This is a genomic window from Neisseria sp. P0021.S007 (assembly GCF_051956855.1).
This window is the reverse complement of record NZ_JBQCXA010000264.1, coordinates 1-877: the sequence shown is the minus strand read 5'-3', so window position 1 is coordinate 877 and position 877 is coordinate 1. Positions and strand designations below refer to the sequence as shown.

At 54.6% G+C, this 877-nt stretch carries 1 pseudogene; it reads right to left on the bottom strand.

Annotated elements, in window-relative coordinates:
• Nucleotides 1-877: pseudogene (locus ACTHUR_RS12690) on the bottom strand (DUF2339 domain-containing protein); the annotation flags it as partial.

Sequence of the window (877 nt, the reverse complement as noted above, 5' to 3'; positions counted from 1 at the left end):
ATATACGGCAACGGCGCGGGTTGGAACGGAGTGGAGAAGTTCGTCCATATCATCCAACTTGCCGATGCAAGGGCGGCTATCGGCAGGGCGAAATGCTGATAGGCGGCTTGATGTCGTCTGAAAAAGCCGCGCTGTCGCTGCGTATGGAGGACGATCCACATGATCAGCGGTACGGCAAGCCACGAGAGCTGCGACCAAACGCCGTCGAGACGATTGCCGACATACATTCCTGCCCAAAGCGACCAAAGGATGCCGAGCATGATGATGTTGAGTTTGTGCAAGTCGATAGGCGCATGGGTTTGGCGGTTGTTCAGAATGACGAAGTTCAACACGGTAGCGGCGGCAAGCGGCAGGGCTGCGGCGGCAGTCCATAGGTGCTCGAGGTGATAGCCGATGAAGTGCAGCGCAAACAGAGGCATGAATGCCAAGGTCGTCTGAAAAAGCTCTTTCCAGTTCAAACGGTTGGCAAGCAACAGCAAGGCGGTGAATATCGGTAATGCCCAAAGCTCGATAAACAGGATTTCCTCGCCCGTCCATTGGGTGTAGGTGGCGAAGCCGCCCAACATCAGAGCGATAACGAGGATAGCCCAGCCTGCAATCCGCGAGAATGGGAGGGGTTGGTCTTGTTTGCCTTGGTTTTCCGATGCTTCGGTTTGGACGCGCGAATATTGCAGCATGTAGGCAGCGGCAAACAGCAGCGGCGCTGCGGCAAAGAGGTGCCAGTGTGTCAGGAAGCCGTTGGATTCATTATTAATCTAGGCTTGGAAGAGCAGGATAAAGATTGCATTGCCCAATGCGAATGTGCTGAACACGTCCGACTTGCCTTTGCCTCGGCAGAACGCCCAAGCTGCCACCAAAGCATAGAAAATGATAATCC